General features: G+C 46.0%; 14 protein-coding genes. 13 read left to right on the forward strand and 1 reads right to left on the reverse strand.

Going from position 1 to position 17,510, the window contains the following annotated elements:
• Positions 1-85: 85 nt before the first annotated feature.
• Positions 86-2,647 carry a PBP1A family penicillin-binding protein gene (locus tag MSG34_RS19840; RefSeq protein ID WP_061033618.1) on the reverse strand — a complete coding sequence of 854 codons (2,562 nt, stop codon included), beginning with the start codon at positions 2,645-2,647 and terminating at the stop codon, positions 86-88.
• 151 nt (positions 2,648-2,798) lie between these two features.
• On the opposite strand from MSG34_RS19840, the gene pilM reads away from it, so the two are divergent.
• The 13 genes from pilM (at position 2,799) to MSG34_RS19905 (ending at position 17,424) form a co-directional block, all read left to right on the forward strand.
• Complete coding sequence (gene pilM, locus MSG34_RS19845; RefSeq protein WP_248339158.1) at positions 2,799-3,824, forward strand: type IV pilus assembly protein PilM; 1,026 nt, start codon at positions 2,799-2,801, stop codon at positions 3,822-3,824.
• Positions 3,808-4,407: a PilN domain-containing protein gene (locus tag MSG34_RS19850; protein ID WP_050647103.1), complete on the forward strand. Its 600-nt coding sequence runs from the start codon at positions 3,808-3,810 to the stop codon at positions 4,405-4,407. The genes pilM and MSG34_RS19850 overlap by 17 nt, the downstream gene beginning before the upstream one ends.
• Positions 4,400-5,029, forward strand: coding sequence for a type 4a pilus biogenesis protein PilO (gene pilO, locus MSG34_RS19855; RefSeq protein ID WP_248339159.1), 630 nt, complete (start codon positions 4,400-4,402; stop codon positions 5,027-5,029). The genes MSG34_RS19850 and pilO overlap by 8 nt, the downstream gene beginning before the upstream one ends.
• Positions 5,016-5,534 (forward strand): pilus assembly protein PilP, encoded by a 519-nt coding sequence (locus MSG34_RS19860; RefSeq protein ID WP_248339211.1) that lies wholly within the window; start codon positions 5,016-5,018, stop codon positions 5,532-5,534. The genes pilO and MSG34_RS19860 overlap by 14 nt, the downstream gene beginning before the upstream one ends.
• A gap of 35 nt (positions 5,535-5,569) precedes the next feature.
• A complete protein-coding gene (locus tag MSG34_RS19865; protein ID WP_248339160.1) occupies positions 5,570-7,288 on the forward strand; it encodes a type IV pilus secretin PilQ family protein in 1,719 nt (572 codons plus the stop codon).
• Between the two features lie 176 nt (positions 7,289-7,464).
• Entirely contained in the window at positions 7,465-7,983 is a 519-nt protein-coding gene (gene aroK / locus MSG34_RS19870; RefSeq protein ID WP_017061125.1) for a shikimate kinase AroK, read from the forward strand.
• A 25-nt stretch (positions 7,984-8,008) separates the two neighbouring features.
• Positions 8,009-9,097 (forward strand): 3-dehydroquinate synthase, encoded by a 1,089-nt coding sequence (aroB, locus tag MSG34_RS19875; protein ID WP_248339161.1) that lies wholly within the window; start codon positions 8,009-8,011, stop codon positions 9,095-9,097.
• Between the two features lie 79 nt (positions 9,098-9,176).
• Entirely contained in the window at positions 9,177-10,694 is a 1,518-nt protein-coding gene (locus MSG34_RS19880; protein ID WP_248339162.1) for an AAA family ATPase, read from the forward strand.
• A gap of 69 nt (positions 10,695-10,763) precedes the next feature.
• Entirely contained in the window at positions 10,764-11,612 is an 849-nt protein-coding gene (locus tag MSG34_RS19885; protein ID WP_048605377.1) for a Dam family site-specific DNA-(adenine-N6)-methyltransferase, read from the forward strand.
• Positions 11,613-11,813: 201 nt separating this feature from the next.
• A complete protein-coding gene (gene rpe / locus MSG34_RS19890; protein WP_248339164.1) occupies positions 11,814-12,494 on the forward strand; it encodes a ribulose-phosphate 3-epimerase in 681 nt (226 codons plus the stop codon).
• Positions 12,495-12,590: 96 nt separating this feature from the next.
• Positions 12,591-13,277 (forward strand): phosphoglycolate phosphatase, encoded by a 687-nt coding sequence (locus tag MSG34_RS19895; RefSeq protein WP_017061120.1) that lies wholly within the window; start codon positions 12,591-12,593, stop codon positions 13,275-13,277.
• A gap of 150 nt (positions 13,278-13,427) precedes the next feature.
• The gene (gene trpS / locus MSG34_RS19900; protein WP_016796005.1) at positions 13,428-14,444 is read left to right on the forward strand and encodes a tryptophan--tRNA ligase; all 1,017 of its coding nucleotides are present in this window, start codon (positions 13,428-13,430) and stop codon (positions 14,442-14,444) included.
• Positions 14,445-14,829: 385 nt separating this feature from the next.
• Positions 14,830-17,424 (forward strand): ExeM/NucH family extracellular endonuclease, encoded by a 2,595-nt coding sequence (locus MSG34_RS19905; RefSeq protein WP_248339165.1) that lies wholly within the window; start codon positions 14,830-14,832, stop codon positions 17,422-17,424.
• Positions 17,425-17,510 lie beyond the last annotated feature (86 nt).

Here is a 17,510-nt window from a genome sequence, read left to right on the forward strand (position 1 = left end):
CTCTGCATAGCAGACACAAAAAAGGGTTGATATGAATTCATATCAACCCTTTTTATTTTTCATGTTACTAGGTTCAAAAAACTACCTAGAACAGTTCTTCTACCGTTTCACCTGAAGAGGTGGAGTAGATATCATCATTGAAACGCTCAGTGATGTACTCAGTTGGCTCTGTACCTTTCTCGAAGTACTCAAACATTGATGAGCTATCGTACTTGTTGGTCAGTAAGCCGGTATCACGGTCAATACGAACGCGAACGATATTTTCTGGAATCTCTTTGCGTTGCGCTGGAACACCTGCCAATGCCGTACCCATGAAGTCTACCCATGCTGGTTCTGCTGTCTTAGCACCGGCTTCCGCACCAGTAATCTGGTTCTTACCAAGGTTAGAGTTCGCTTTAGTACGACCTAGGTTACGGTTGTGGTTATCAAAGCCAACCCATACCGTTGCAACCATGCCTGGGCCGTAGCCGCTGTACCAAGTATCTTTCGAGTCGTTAGTTGTACCTGTTTTGCCGCCAATATCACGACGTTTCAGTGGTTGAGCTCGCCAACCTGTGCCGTTCCAACCTGTACCAGCACTCCAATCACCGCCGCCCCAGATGTTGCTGTACATCATTTCACGAACTAGGAATGCGTTCTGCTCAGAGATAACTTGAGGAGCGTATTGAACTTTCGCATCCACATCTTGCTCGGCAAACTCATCCGCCATTGGATCGGTGGTGATGGTTTGTTTGCAATCTTCTTTACAGACAACTTTTGGTGTTGCTTCAAACTCAGTCTCGCCAAATGGAGTCTCAACGCGGCTGATGTAGAAAGGTTCAACGTAGTAACCACCGTTAGCGAATACTGAGTAACCTTGCGCTACTTTCATTGGCGTTAAGCTACCAGCACCTAGCGCAATAGTTTCAGAACGAGGCACTTCATCGATATCAAAACCAAAGCGAGTTAGGTAGTTACGAGTGTCATCTAAGCCTACTTCACGCAGTACACGTACCGCCATTACGTTTTTCGATTGAGCTAAGCCAATACGTAGACGAGTAGGGCCGACGTAAGTTGGTGGCGAGTTCTTTGGTCGCCATGCCGTACCTTGACTCTTATCCCATTGGTTGATTGGCGCATCGTTGATAAGAGAAGCCAGTGTTAAACCTTTCTCAATAGCTGCTGAGTAAATGAAAGGCTTGATACCAGAACCCACTTGACGAATAGATTGCGTCGCACGGTTGAATTTGTTGTGTACGAAGTTAAAGCCACCGACCATCGACAACACAGCGCCGTTGTTCGGATTCATTGCTACGAATGCAGTGTTGGCATTCGGCACTTGGCTTAGGCGCCAAACTACCGGAGTATCAGATTCTGCAGTTGCTGACTCTTCTGTTGCTTCCTCAGAGACTTCGTCACCTGTGATCGCTTCATGACGAACCCAAACTTGTTCGCCAACCGCAAGAATCTCTTTTGCTTGAGATGGAGCAGGGCCTTGACGGTCGTCTGTTAGGAACTTACGAGCCCAGTTCATACCTTGCCATTCGATCGTGCCTTCGCCTTGATTCTTCACCCATACTTGAGCGCTTTTCGAATCAACAGCAGTCACTACTGCAGGAACTAGGTCACCGTAGGTTGGTTGAGATTTAAGGTGTTTCACGATCTTGTCGTGGTCCCAAGCCGATTGAGCGGTTTGCCATAAGACTTTTTCAGCACCGCGGTAGCCGTGACGCTCATCGTAGCCAAGCAGGTTCTTAATCGCGGCTTGGTTTGCCGCTTTTTGCAGCTTCGAATCAACGGTTGTGTAGACTTTCATACCAGAGGTGTAAGCGTCTTCACCGTAGCGTTCAACCATCCAAGCACGTGCCACTTCTGCCACGTATGGTGCGCTCAGTTCGATCTCTGCACCGTGGTACTTTGATACAAGCTGTTCATTGCTTGCTTCATCAAACTCGGCTTGAGTGATGTATTTCTCGTCGAGCATACGACGTAATACAACGTTACGACGGTTGGTCGCGCGTTCAATAGAGTAGATAGGGTTCATGGTTGAAGGTGCTTTTGGCATACCTGCTAGGGTCGCTAGTTCACTCAGGGTTAGATCCGGAAGATCTTTACCAAAGTAAACGCGTGCAGCAGCGCCGAAACCATACGAACGGTGACCAAGGAAGATCTTGTTGACGTAAAGCTCCATGATCTCTTCTTTGCTAAGCAGTTGCTCAATATGGATCGCAATGAAGATCTCTTTAATCTTACGCATGATCTTTTTCTCATTAGATAAGAAGAAGTTACGCGCAAGCTGCTGAGTAATGGTACTCGCACCTTGTTTTGCCGAACCTGACATCGCTACTACGATAGCTGCACGAGTAATGCCGATTGGGTCAATACCAGGGTGTTCGTAGAAACGGCTATCCTCGGTAGCAATCAAAGCCTCAACTAAGTGGCGAGGTATCTCGTCATAAGTCACTGGAATACGACGTTTTTCACCAAATTGGGAGATCAACTTACCGTCTTGGCTGAAGACCTGCATTGGAGTTTGGAGTTCTACGTCGCGCAAAGTGGCAACATCAGGCAACTCTGGTTTTACGTAGTAATAAAACCCAAAAATTGTACTGACTCCAAGAATCATGCAAATCAATGTAAATATGAATAATCGCTTTATGAACTTCACCGGATAATCCCTGATTAGTTAAGGCTGATAAGCAGCAAACCCTTGTACTCTAGGCTAAAAACTTAGCTTTCGTTTATTAACGCTTATTTAACTAATAATCACAACCCCTAGATAATCAACGAAATGCTTGGCACTTCAGGAGCTAGGTCACATGGGTTCATCATTAATTACAGGTATAGATATAAATCATCACAGCATCAAAGCCGTGGTACTAAAACCCGTGGGGGAGTTGTATGCCCTAGTGGGATACAAAGAGCTGCCGATTTCGGACGACATTTTTACAGCTAACCATACTTTGGAGTATCAGAAAACTGTTAAGAAACTTAAAGAACTTAGGAAAGGACTGCCTTTTGGCTGTCGCAACGTCGCCATTTCGGTACCTGATAACACAGTGATCAGCAAAGTACTGCAAATAGAGAGTGAGTTAGAAGACCGAGAAAAAGAGTTTTCTATCTATCAAACCTTCGCCCATCAATCTCCCTTTCCTATCGAGGAGCTGAGTTTAGATTTTGTAAAGCTGGAAGACAAACGATTTGGTAAAGGTTCGACAAGCAGTTATCAGGTATACGCTACTCGTAAGAAAGTGGTGGATAGCCGAGCGGATGCATTAACTAAGGCTGGTTTTAAACCTGTGTTGGTGGATACACAGGCGCATGGGCTACTTAATATCTGGCAATTGGCCTCGCGTCTCTATCCCGATAAGAAAAACTGGTTGCTAGTGGATGTTGGAATCGACCAAACCTCGCTAGGGGTTATCCCACAGAATTCGTCGCCTTTCTATAAAGACATCGCCTTTGGCACTCAAGATCTTCGCAGCTCAGATGACCCGAGTGATATCGAGAGCGTGTTCGGTACGATGGAAGAGACTCATCAATTCATTGTTAACCTGATTGAGAAGCTCAAGCGTCAATTGCAGCTCTATTCTTCGGGAAATGCGCGGCAACCTATCTCAGGGATCTGGCTGATGGGCGAGGGCGCCAGCATTCCTATGGTAACCGAAGAGCTAGAACGTCATTTTCAGATGAGCTGCGAGTCATTGAACCCTTTGTCTCTGTTTGAGAATAAGGTCGCCAAGAGACGCCGACTGCCGATGGACTGGCAACACTTTGGTATCGCGGCGGGTATGGCGATGAATGGACTCAAGTGGCAGGGAGAGAAGCATGTTGCATCAAATTAACCTGCTGCCGTGGCGTGATGAGATTCGTGCTCAGCACAAGAAGCGTTTTATCCATCTGGTCATTCTTGGCGTCATCATTGCGCTTATAGGGCAATGGGCGGTTGGTCACTATTTTCACGACCAACAAGCCAAGCAGCAAGCTCGCCTCAATTACCTCAATCAGTACATTGCTGAGCTCGACCGACAAATTCAGTCGTTAAAAGTCGCAGAGCAAGAACACAAAGCCATTCTGACTCGTCTTGATGTAGTGGAGTCGCTGCAGCTTGGCCGCAATAAGACCACCGACTTTATGAACCTGATGCCGGAGCTGATTCCTGAGGGCGTATATGTCGACAAGATAAAGATGAATGGTCAGGAGATTGAAATGTCGGGCATCAGCGACAGTACTGCTCGTCTCGCCACCATGTTGGACAACCTCGAGCGTTCAGATTCTCTGAAAGGGGTCGAGATGCACTCTATCGTTCATAACCGCAAGCGCTTTAATAAAGAGTTCCAGACCTTCAAGGTCTCTTTTGTGTTTAGCCCTGTGTCTTTAGACAACACAACCGCGAGCAGAAAAGAGAAGGGGGCGCATCATGGCTAACCTTCAAAATAGGATTAGTAGGCAAAACAGGATGAGTTTGCAAGATCTCGATGTTGATGAGATCACTGAATGGCCATTGTTGCCTCAGCTTCTCGTGATTCTGGTGTTGATAGTGTTAATCCAAGGTGTTGGCACTTGGCTGTATGTGCTGCCGCTCGACGAGGAACTGCAACAGATGAAGCAACAGGAGCAGACCTTAAAAACGACATTGAGAATAAAGGCTAATAAGGTTGCAGCCTTGCCTAAGTTGAAGAGCCAGTTGGATGAGTTAACCAGCCGTTACGATTACTTGTTAGAGCAACTGCCCGTTCAAAAGGAGTTGGCGAGCATGTTGGCCTCAGTGAATGAGCTCGGCTTGGATAACTCGCTGACCTTCACGCGAATTGATTGGGGGCAAAAGCAGAACAAGGAGTTCCTCTATCGATTACCTCTCAATATTGAGCTGACAGGTGACTATCACGAGATTGGTGACTTCTCTGCTGCCATCGCCAAGCTGCCGCGCATTATTAGCTTTGATGATGTGAATTGGCAGCGAGTCAGCCAAGAAAGCAGCACGCTGCACTTTAGGGTTCGAGCTTATACCTACCAGTTTAAATCGGAGGTCAATGATGAAACCCAATAGCGCGTTTTACTCAATCGTGTTGCTGCTTGCGTTGTCAGGCTGCAAAGCTAATCAAGACTCACTGCAAGACTTTGTGGCGCAGGTTGAAGCCAAGGCGAGAAAAGACGTCGAGCAACTTGTCCCAGCAACTGAATTCACGGCGGCGACTTATCAGCGCCGATCTTTGCGTCCTCCCTTTGAACTGCCTAAAGAAGCCATTGTGCAAAACCAACCCTTTGTGAAGAAAGATTGTTGGCAACCCAGCGCCCGTTCTCGTAATGGCAAGTTAGAGAAGTACCCGCTGAGTAAGCTTCGTTTAAGAGGCGTGATGGGCAGTGGCTCAAGCGTGTTTGGCTTAGTGCAAACACCCAAAGGCAACGTGGTAAACGTCAAGAAAGGCCAGTTTATCGGCTTAAACAATGGCCGAGTTACCAAGGTGACGAGCCAATACGTTCAGATTAATGAAACTCTTCCAGATGGCTTAGGTTGTTGGCATAAGCGCAACGTTAGGCTGGCTCTGAAGTAAACCAATGTCACATGATGTGGATATGAGATGTAAATATGATTAAAGGAATAAGTGGATTAGTGAGCAAGGCTCTACAAGGTTTTGCTGTGTCTGTGATGTTGGTTGTTAGCGTGCTCAGCCATGCCGAGAGCTTACCGAACAAATTAGAGAATATTGATTTTAGGGTCAATAAGGATAAAGACGCCGTCATCATTATTGAGCTGGCGACCAGCACCGCTGTGGTGGATGTTCAACGTGCTCAGGAAGGGTTAAGTATCAAGTTAATCAATACTCAGGTTGATGATGACAAGCTCTACCTGTTGGATGTGAAGGATTTCGCTACCTTGGTTGAAGGCATTGAAGTCTACAAAGAGACACCAAGCACTCGGCTTCTAGCGACGATTAGCAATGACTATCAGTATGAATACAACCTAAAGGGGCGCTTTATTGAGGTGGTGATCAGCAAACCGATTATCGATGACGCGACCAAAGAAAAAAGCGTTCTAGAGAAAGAGGGCAAGCTGATATCGATTAACTTCCAGGATATTCCGGTACGAAATGTCCTACAGCTGATTGCCGACTACAACTACTTCAATCTCGTGGTGTCTGATTCGGTAGCCGGAAACCTGACGTTACGCTTAGATGGCGTACCTTGGCAGCAAGTTCTCGACATTATCTTGCAAGTTAAAGGCTTGGATAAGCGTGTTGATGGCAATGTTATCTTGGTCGCACCGAAAGCGGAGCTCGACCTTCGAGAGCAACAAGCGTTAGAGAAATCGCGCTTAGAAGAAGAGTTAGGGGAGCTTAAATCGGAAATCATCAAGATTAACTTTGCTAAGGCCACCGACATTGCTGACATGATTGGCGGTGAAGGTGCGGTCAGCATGTTGTCCGATCGTGGTTCAATTACCATTGATGAGCGCACCAACTCACTGCTCATTCGTGAATTGGAAGAAAATATTGCCGTGATCCGAGGCATTATTGAATCGCTAGATATTCCAGTGAAGCAGGTACAGATAGAGGCACGTATTGTCACTGTCACCGAGGGTAATCTGGATGAGCTTGGTGTGCGCTGGGGCGTTTCATCAACCAACGGAAGCTTCACCGTTGGCGGTTCAATCGAAGGCAATCACCCATCAGCGATTACGCCGTATGACGACGATAGCGGCAGCAGCGTGATTGATGACTATCTCAACGTCAATTTAGGAGCAACATCGCCGAACGCCTCGAGTATTGCGTTTCAGGTGGCTAAGCTGGGCTCAGATACCTTACTCGATCTTGAACTGTCAGCACTGCAACAAGAGTCAAAAGCTGAAATCATTTCCAGCCCACGCTTAATCACCACCAATAAAAAGCCCGCTTATATTGAGCAAGGTACTGAAATTCCTTACTTAGAGTCATCTTCAAGTGGCGCTACGTCGGTCGCATTTAAGAAAGCGGTATTGAGTCTTAAGGTGACACCGCAGATCACACCCGACAATCGCTTGGTCTTGGATTTGAGCGTGACTCAAGATAGGCCAGGGCAAGTGGTAAAAACCGGAACTGGTGAAGCGGTCGCCATTGATACGCAAAGAATAGGTACGCAAGTGCTTGTTAATAATGGTGAAACTGTCGTGCTTGGCGGGATATTTCAGCACAGCGTGAGCAGTACAGTGGATAAAGTTCCTCTGTTGGGAGACCTGCCAGTTTTGGGTGCATTGTTCCGTCGCAGCTATGAAAATGTGGGTAAAAGTGAACTACTTATTTTTGTCACACCCAAAGTTGTGATTCAGTAATGAACAATTAGATTAAAAATAAAGTTGCATTAGTGGCACCTAACCTTGATAATTTCGGGTCTTATCACGAATTATCTGTGAGGAATCGGTGCCACGGGCCTTTTAATTTCAGTACTTGTACTGACCTACCTTGTGGCGATGTCATTGAATTAACGTTGTAAATTACTGCTAAAAACATGGCTGAGAAACGCAATATTTTTCTTGTTGGCCCAATGGGCGCCGGCAAAAGTACAATTGGTAGACACCTAGCTTCCCAACTTCATATGGAGTTTCTAGACTCTGACACTGTGATCGAAGAGCGCACTGGCGCAGACATCGCATGGGTTTTTGATGTTGAGGGCGAAGAAGGTTTCCGTAAGCGCGAAGAATCTGTAATCAATGATCTGACAGAAGAACAAGGTATTGTTCTTGCGACAGGTGGTGGTTCAGTGTTGAGCAAAGAAAACCGTAACCGTCTATCTGCACGAGGCATTGTTGTATACCTAGAGACAACAATTGAAAAGCAACTTGCTCGCACTAACCGCGACAAGAAACGCCCTCTACTTCAAACAGACAACCCGCGTGATGTGCTAGAAGATCTAGCTGTATCTCGCAACGCACTATACGAAGAAGTGGCGGACTACACAGTTCGTACTGACGACCAAAGTGCAAAAGTGGTAGCCAACCAGATCGTAAAAATGCTAGAAGAACGTTAAGTTCATTTTTTCGGAGAGCAAACCCATGGAACGGATTACGGTCAATCTAGCTGAGCGTAGCTACCCTATCTCTATTGGCGCCGGGTTATTTGAAGACCCGGCGTACCTTTCTTTTTTATCAGGTAAGCAGAAAGTTGTTGTTATCAGTAATGTGACAGTAGCGCCTCTTTATGCTGATAAAATTTTATCGCTATTGGATCAAGTCGGCTGTCAGACATCTCTTCTCGAGCTGCCGGACGGTGAACAGTACAAAACCCTTGAAACGTTCAATTCAGTGATGAGCTACATGCTTGAAGGAAATTACAGCCGCGATGTGGTGGTGATTGCTTTAGGTGGTGGTGTCATCGGTGACTTGGTCGGTTTTGCTGCCTCTTGTTATCAGCGCGGTATTGATTTCATTCAAATCCCGACGACCCTTCTTTCTCAAGTGGACTCTTCTGTTGGTGGTAAAACCGCAGTAAACCATCCTCTTGGTAAGAATATGATCGGCGCTTTTTACCAACCGAAATCTGTGATCATCGATACCAACTGTTTATCAACGCTTCCAGAGCGTGAGTTTGCAGCGGGCATTGCTGAGGTGATCAAATACGGCATCATTTACGATGAAGCCTTCTTTGATTGGTTGGAGCAGAATCTAGAGAAACTTTATCAACTTGATGAAGAAGCACTGATTACCGCGATTGCTCGTTGTTGTGCAATTAAGGCTGAAGTGGTGGCTCTAGATGAAAAAGAGTCAGGAATCAGAGCGTTATTGAACCTAGGTCATACATTTGGTCATGCGATTGAAGCAGAACTAGGCTATGGTAATTGGCTACATGGTGAAGCTGTGTCGTCAGGCACTGTAATGGCAGCTAAAACAGCTCAATTACAGGGACTGATCTCTCAGCAGCAACTTGAGCGAATTATTTCTATACTCAAGAATGCGAAACTACCAATCCATACGCCAGAAAGCATGTCTTTTGAAGACTTTATGAAGCACATGATACGTGATAAAAAAGTGCTGTCTGGTCAGTTGCGTTTGGTATTACCAACAAGTATTGGTACTGCTGAAGTGGTTGCTGATGTGCCTCAAGACATCATTAAACAAGCGATCGATTTCTGCCGTACTCTTTAAATTTGGTTGTGAGGTTGCCTAGCTAAACTCTAGGCAACTGAAGCGTTTTACTGATCGATCTTATCAGTAGGGATTCCCAATGAGTTTGGCTCATGAATTAAGAGTATTAGAGTTAGAATCTCAAGTTGAGCTGCTAGAGCGCTTACAGCTTTTGACTAACTTTGGTTCAAACCTTGTGACGGTGGCTGGCAAAGCTGGCTCTGGCCGATCTTGGTTGGCTCAGCGTTATCTTGAAGCATGGTCGACAGAAAAAAATCAGTGTTTACTGCTTTGTCACCCAAGCCAAGACGATCAACAACGCCGCGAGCTTATTCTTAGCCAAATTGTTTCTGATCCCCTGTTTAATCAACATGATTCTTTATCAGATAGCCTAACAAGGTTACTGGATGGAGAGCCGTGTAATGTGGTTATCGTCGTTGATGATGCCCAACGACTTTCTGAGCTATTGGTATCCGAATTATGGATGTTGGTACTGGAAGCTCAATCAAACCCTCAATGGACGATCAATATCGTTCTCTTCTCGGAACCTGGCCACTTAGATACGTTATTAACGCGTTTGAGTTACGGTCAACAACACAAGCCTATCGATCTTGAGATCGATGACCTTTCGCAACCAGAAGCTGAACATTTCTTTGAATCACTGGTGATTCGATATGTTGATGATGAGTCTGAAACTCGCGTGCGACGTGCGTTTAATAAAGCGCAACCTCTGCCCGGTGAGTTAATGGCTTTAGGAGAATTGAAAGTGGAAAAAAGGATTATTATTCGCTCAATTATTGGCTCACCCATCAATATCGCGATTGTGGTGGCCTTGCTGTTGATTTTAATTGGTGGTGGTTATTGGTGGATGTTCAGTCAACCAACCCCTGACGATAAAGCGCAATCTCTTATCGCTCCGATTGAACAGACAGCTATCCCAACTTTTGAAGTGGAAAGTGGTACCGAGCAAGCTGGAATCGACGGAATGGACGATTCTGAAGCCGAAGCTGACATGAGTTACCAGGGTGCTGATGACGACAGCTCTTCTTTGCCACCGGTTGTGGTTGAAGAGACAGCCAGTGTTGGTGAGGCAACACAAGATCAGCAGCGTGTCGTAATCACCTCTGATGTGGTTGATGCCTTGCTTGATGATAAACCTGAAAGTGCCGATACCAGTGCGATTGATGCTGCTGTTGAAGAAAACACAGGTGCCGCGGTGAGTTCGCAGTCAGATGCAGACAAAGTGGAGTCACAACCTTCAGCCGATGAAGCAGCAGACCTAACCCAGTCCACGCCACCGACTAAGAAAATCACATTCTCATTTTCTCGCGAAGAGTTACAAGCTATCTCCCCGCGAGCTTATACCTTGCAGTTGAGTGCGATGACCTCATTGGAAGACGTACAATCTTTCATTGAAGAGTATGACCTTGAGAACAAGGTTCGTATTTACCCAACACTTCGCAACGACACCAAGTGGTTTATTATCACTTATCAAGATTACCCAACGATTCAAGTGGCGAGAGACGCGGTAAGTGCGTTATCAAAACCACTTCAACAGTTGGAACCTTGGGCAAAATCGATGAATCAAGTGCATCGAGAGATAGAACGTGCGAAATAACCCTGAGCTTAGCCTCAAAATATGTTACATTCCGCAGCCTTATTTTTGAGTTGATAGATAGAGCAGTAAATGAAAAAGCAGCGTGCCTTTCTAAAATGGGCTGGTGGTAAATATGGCCTAGTTGAAGACATCCAACGTCACCTGCCACCTGCTCGTAAATTGGTAGAACCGTTTGTCGGTGCCGGCTCAGTATTTCTGAATACTGACTTTGAACAGTACCTGCTTGCAGATATCAATCCCGATCTTATCAACCTGTACAACCTACTTAAAACCGATCCTGAAACTTATATCACGGAAGCGAAGCGCTGGTTCTGTCCTGAGAACAACCGCAAAGAAGCCTTCTTAGATATTCGCGCTGAGTTCAATGGTACAGATAACGTCATGTATCGTTCGTTGGCTTTCTTGTATATGAACCGATTTGGCTTCAATGGCCTGTGTCGTTACAACAAGAAGGGCGGTTTTAACGTTCCATTTGGTTCTTATAAAAAACCTTACTTCCCAGAAGCTGAGCTGGAGTTTTTTGCCGAGAAAGCGAAAAAGGCCACCTTCGTCTGTGAGGGATACCATGAAACCTTTAGTCGCGCGCGCAAAGGCTGTGTGGTTTACTGCGATCCTCCATACGCACCACTGTCGAACACGGCTAACTTTACCTCTTACGCAGGTAATGGCTTTAGCTTAGATGACCAAGCTGCACTGGCGGATGTTGCTGAAAAAGCAGCGATGGAACGCGGTATTCCTGTTTTGATTTCAAACCACGATACGACATTAACTCGTCGCTTATATCATGGCGCGGAGTTGAACGTGGTTAAGGTGAAACGCACCATCAGCCGCAATGGCGCTGGCCGTAATAAAGTTGATGAGCTATTGGCGCTTTTCCATAAAGAGAAAAACCAGCAGCACGCATCAGCGGAACAGTAATGGTCAGAATATCCGCCAAACTCATTAAATTGAGTGACCAACGGATACTTTCTTAAACTAATCTTTCGAACTGCTAGGATCTGCTTAGGTGCTTAGGTAGAATTGCACACCAAATAGTCTTGGGATTGAGTCTTGTATTTGTGTATGAGATGTCACCAAGGCGGTGATATTCGCAATTTACTCACTCTTAAGAGGTTTGGTATGAAAGATTTTCTAATCGCTCCATCGATTTTGTCTGCAGATTTTGCTCGTCTTGGTGAAGACGTAGAAAAAGTACTCGCAGCTGGTGCTGATGTTGTGCACTTCGATGTGATGGACAACCACTACGTACCTAACCTGACTTTTGGCGCGCCTATCTGTAAAGCTCTGCGCGACTACGGTATTACTGCTCCTATCGATGTTCACCTGATGGTTAAGCCAGTAGACAGCATCGTGCCTGAGTTTGCTAAAGCCGGCGCATCAATGATTACCTTCCACGTTGAAGCGTCAGAGCACATCGATCGCACTCTACAGCTAATCAAAGAGCACGGCTGTAAAGCGGGCGTGGTTCTTAACCCTGCAACGCCGCTTTCTTGCCTAGATTACATCATGGATAAAGTAGATATGATTCTACTGATGTCTGTGAACCCAGGCTTCGGTGGTCAATCTTTCATTCCTCACACGTTAGATAAACTGCGTGCTGTTCGTAAGCTGATTGATGAATCAGGTCGTGACATTCGCCTTGAGATTGATGGCGGCGTGAAGGTTGATAACATCCGTGAAATCGCAGAAGCGGGTGCAGATATGTTCGTTGCGGGTTCAGCTATCTTCAATCAACCGGATTACAAAGAAGTGATTGATGAGATGCGTGCAGAGCTTGCAAAAGTAAACGCAGAATCGTAATACTACAGATAGATTGAATATTAAGGGGCTAATTTGCCCCTTTTTTACGTCTTATAGCTCAACTCATAAGACGAACATAATAAATAGGAAAGTAAGATGTCATTAAGCTCAATAAAACTGATCGCCTTTGATTTGGATGGAACCTTGTTAGATAGCGTGCCTGATTTGGCCGTTGCTGCTGACCAAGCTTGTCAGGAGTTGGGCTTCCCTTCAGTGAGTGAAGAACAAGTTCGCGACTACGTAGGTAATGGTGCTGATGTTCTTATCGGACGTTCACTCAGCCGTAACCTGACGGTTGACCCAAGCCTAGAGCCAGAGCTACTGAAAAAAGCGCGCATCCTGTTTGATGATTTCTACGAGCAGGGCGGTCACAAGCTAAGTCACCTTTACCCATCGGTTAAAGAGACGTTGGCTGAGCTGGATAAGGCGGGTTTCACCATGGCGCTGGTTACCAACAAGCCTTCGAAGTTTGTACCAGACGTTCTGGCGCAACACGGTATTGATAAGTACTTTGTTGATGTCTTGGGCGGCGACTCTTTCCCAGAGAAAAAGCCGAACCCAGTCGCGTTGAACTGGTTGCTAGAAAAGCACAATGTTAAAGCGGAAGAGATGCTGATGGTTGGTGACTCAAGCAATGACATTAAAGCGGCTAAGAATGCAGGCTGTCACTCGTTTGGTCTGACTTACGGTTATAACCACGGCGAGCCTATTTCAGCATCAAACCCTGACTATGTCGCGGATAACGTCGCGCAATTACTAGATGTCGTTCTAGTTTCAGCATAAAGCGTACAAAAGTTAGCTAACCTACTAGCAAAATACTTATCAATGAGTACACTGGATGAGCCGTACAGAAGAGCTGTGCGGCTTTTCTATATTTAAGTTAAGAAGCTAAGCGTTCAATAAACTTAGCGAATAAGCAAAGGAATTAAAACCATGAGCAAGCCCATCGTATTGAGTGGTGTTCAACCATCTGGTGAACTAAGTATCGGTAACTACTTGGGTGCTCTACGTCAATGGCAACAGATGCAAGATGATTACGATTGCCAATACTGTGTTGTAGACCTTCACGCAATTACGGTTCGCCAAGATCCGAAAGCACTGCATGAAGCGACTCTAGACGCACTAGCAATCTGTCTTGCTGTCGGTGTTGATCCAAAGAAGAGCACGCTATTTGTTCAGTCACACGTACCAGAGCATGCTCAACTTGGTTGGCTTCTTAACTGTTACACGCAAATGGGTGAACTGAGCCGTATGACTCAGTTTAAAGATAAGTCTGCACGTCACTCAAACGACGTAAACGTAGGCCTATACGACTACCCAGTGTTGATGGCTGCAGACATCCTGCTTTACGGTGCTCACCAAGTGCCTGTAGGTAGCGACCAGAAACAACACTTAGAGCTAGCGCGTGATATCGCAACTCGTTTTAACAACATCTACGGTCCTGAAACGCCAATCTTCCAAGTACCAGAACCTTACATTCCAACAGTGAATGCACGTGTAATGAGCCTGCAAGATGCGACGAAGAAGATGTCTAAGTCGGACGACAACCGTAAGAACGTGATTACTCTGCTAGAAGAGCCTAAGTCGATCATCAAGAAGATCAACAAAGCGCAAACCGATGCAGAAACACCACCACGCATTGCTCACGATTGGGAAAACAAAGCGGGTATCTCTAACCTAATGGGTCTGTACTCTGCAGCGACGGGTAAAACGTTCGAAGAGATCGAAGCGCAGTACCAAGGCGTTGAAATGTACGGTCCGTTTAAGAAAGACGTAGGCGCAGCATTGGTTGAGATGCTTGAGCCGATTCAAGCTGAATACCACCGTATCCGTGCTGACCGTGCTTACATGGACGCAGTAATGAAAGCCGGTGCTGAAAAAGCCTCTGAGCGTGCTGCAGTGACACTGAAAAAAGCATACGAAGCAGTAGGTTTTGTTACTCGCCCATAGGGTGAACTAACACAACTCGCTTGAGAATTTGAGCCCAAAGTAGCTGTTGTTTACTTTGGGCTTTTTCATGCCCATTCCATTTGCCTTCCTCGAAAACCCCTTGTTTGAATTGATAATTTACGCAGTATTTAGCTAGCATATCCATCGCTGTAATGCTGTGCAGATGATCTTATTTGGTACCCTCAAGCTTTATAAAATCACACTCGTTTCTATATATGTTGGAAATATATAACGTGCCAAACAATTGATGATTCCAAAGTGATAAGTTCCTCATTTTCTTGCCAACTGACTTATTCCTTTCATAAATAAACCTGATAGTTACCACAAAATACATGACTGCCCATAGATGGCAGTGACTATAACTCGATGAACTCAGGTGAAACGGATGGCTCTTTTACACAAACCTTCATTGCTAGCAGTGGCAATTGGTAGCTTGTTAACTACAAGCGCACACGCTGATTTGTTTATTTCACAATATGTGGAAGGCGGCAGCTATAACAAAGCGGTTGAGATTGCCAATAGCGGCGATAGCAGCATTAATTTAGATGGTTACTCATTGGCGAAATCTGCCAATGGCAACGGATCATGGGGTGCCACTTTACCTTTAGGTGGCCACGTTTTAGCACCCGGTGAAGTACTCGTGGTCGCACATTCTAGTGCGAGTGATGAGATTAAAGCTCAAGCTGACATCATTAATGCCTCTATCGCTAATCATAACGGTGACGACCCGCTGGCTATCTTGAATTCAGATGGATCTGTACATGATGTTGTTGGTTTGATGGGCGATGTGGACTGGGGCAAAGATGTTACTTTGGTTCGTGCGACACAAACACCTTCTGCGACGTTTGATGCTTCACAATGGGTATCGCTACCAAAAGACAGCATTGAAGGCCTAGGTTCACTAGACAGTGTTGAACTGCCAGAAGCGTTTACTTGTACACAAGATGGCTCTGACCCAGTATTCACCACCATTCAAGAAATCCAAGGTGAGGGCGCTACATCGCCATTCATCGATGGCTACCCGTACATCACTGACGATGAGTACTTCGTCAAAGGTGTGGTAAGTGCGGTAACAACAGGCCTAACCAAAGGCTTCTACTTGCAAGCACTTGAGGATGATTTCAACTCAAGCACTTCTGAAGGCCTATTTATTCATACCAACCAGTCGAGCTCAGAACTGGCTGCGGGCGACGTTGTGTGTGTGAAAGGCAAGGTTCAAGAATACTACAGCCACACTCAGCTAAAAGTTGAAAACAACCAATGGCTAAAACAGGGCGAGCAGCAGGCACCTGAAGCAACGGCGATAGAAGCGCTAGACAGTGATGAGAACTTCGCTGCAACGCTAGAACGTTACGAAGGCATGTTGGTGAAAACAACCGAAGCACTAGACATGCGTGTGACACGTACCTTTGGTTATGACTACGCCGGTCGTCGTAACAACATGGTACTGGCGCATGAGCGTATTAACATGCAGCCAAACCAGCTTTTCGCCGCGGGATCTGACGAAGCGAAGCAGCAAACTGAAGACAATGCTGATCGTCGTCTTTTCGTTGAAACCGATCAAAAAGCGGCTGATGGACAAGTTCCTTTCTACCCAGATTTTGGCCGCACTGATATCGACCAAGACGGTTCAACAGAAGATTACATCCGCATTGATGACACCATTGTTGGTCTAGAAGGTGTTCTGACCTACAGCTACGGTGAGTACCGTTTAATTGCGACCAACCAGATCTCGGCTGAAAACTTTGTGCGTAACGATCCGCGTACCGACAAACCAGACATGGATGAAGGCGACCTACGTATCGCGACCTTCAACGTATTGAACTACTTTAACTCTCCATTTGGTGGCGACGCGAATCAGCACGGTAATAACCGTGGCGCGAACACCATCACTGAGTTTGAAATGCAGCAAGAGAAGATTGTGAACGCGATTCTTCGTCTAGACGCTGACATCATTGGTTTGATGGAAATTGAGAACAACGGCTTTGGTGAAGGTTCAGCGATTCAACAGCTTGTTAACCAACTGAATGATCGTATTGAACGTAAGAAAGACCGTTATACCTTTGTGGCTGTCGACTCGAACGAAGATGGCGTAACCGATGAGATGGACTCGATTGGTACCGATGTAATCACAACCGGTGTTATTTACCGTAAGAAGGTAGTGAAGCTTAAAGACAGCCGTGTTATCGCGATGCCAAGCCAACAAGCACCTGAGGTGTTAGACGATTCAGGCAAGGTGATTGAAGACGGTAAGAACTACCAACGTGACTCATTGGCGCCAACCTTTAAAGTTAAAGGCACCAAAGAGAAACTCACCGTAGCGATCAACCACTTTAAATCAAAAGGCTCTAAGTGTTGGGAAGATGCTGCTCCGGTTGAGCAGGGCGGCCAAGGTGGCGTTGATGCCGATAAGCAAGGTTCATGTGAGAACTTCCGTGTTGCTGCGGCGGTTGCATTAGGTGAAGCGCTAGACGGCATCAAAGGCCATAAAGTGATTCTGGGTGATATGAACTCGTACGGCATGGAAGATCCAATGCTGGTGCTAACCGATTACTCGGAAGAGAAATACGGCAAGCAGATCAAAGCAGCTCGTAATACCTACATTGATGGTGTTGAGCAGTTTGGTGATAGCGGTGCGGTGATTACGAAGAACTACGGTTATATCAATGCTGTGGCTCAAAAGCACCCAGACAGCTGGAGCTACTCATACAATGATGAAGTGGGCGCTTTGGACCACCTGCTGATCAGCGACAGCCTGAAAGATAGGGTTGTCGATGCTACCGATTGGCACATTAACGGTGGCGAATCGACGTTGTTTGACTACAACGAAGAGTACAAAGGCGACCTACCTAAGTACCAAGATCACTTCCGTTCATCGGATCATGATCCTGCAGTTCTTGAGCTGCGAGTAGGTGGCTCATTTGGCTTCGGTGCTCTGATGTCACTATTTGGCTTAGCAATGTGGCGTCGTCGCAAGTAGCTCAATCACAAATAGATTGGCTTGCCATACAAGCAAGCCAATTCAGATAACTTAACGCTATCTGTAAACAATTAAGGTCAACTTAG

Origin of the sequence: Vibrio sp. 1CM2L (assembly GCF_023161695.1) — a bacterium.
In the GTDB taxonomy this organism is placed as follows: domain Bacteria; phylum Pseudomonadota; class Gammaproteobacteria; order Enterobacterales; family Vibrionaceae; genus Vibrio; species Vibrio coralliirubri.